Below are 229 nucleotides of genomic sequence, written 5' to 3'. Positions count from 1 at the left end.
CTTCCACCCCTACTACGTCACCGCCATGGCCCCCGGCATCGCCGCCCTCACCGGCATCGGCGCCACCATGCTCTACCGCGCCCACCGCGAAGGCTCCGCCGCCAAGTGGGCCTGGGTACTGCCGACGGCGATCGCGGGCAGCACCGCCTGGGCGGTCTACCTCCTGCAGCGGGTCTCCGGCTCCGGGACGCTGTACACCGTCGCCGAGGTCGTCGCCGGCCTCGCCGGG

General features: G+C 74.2%; 1 pseudogene. It reads left to right on the top strand.

Annotated features, from left to right (window positions below):
* A pseudogene (locus IG08_RS55565) lies at positions 1 to 229 on the top strand (hypothetical protein); the annotation flags it as partial.

This window comes from Streptomyces fulvoviolaceus (assembly GCF_000718165.1).
GTDB classification, from domain to species: domain Bacteria; phylum Actinomycetota; class Actinomycetes; order Streptomycetales; family Streptomycetaceae; genus Streptomyces; species Streptomyces fulvoviolaceus.
Note: the sequence above shows the minus strand (reverse complement) of the source record. Positions and strands in the feature narration are given on the sequence as shown.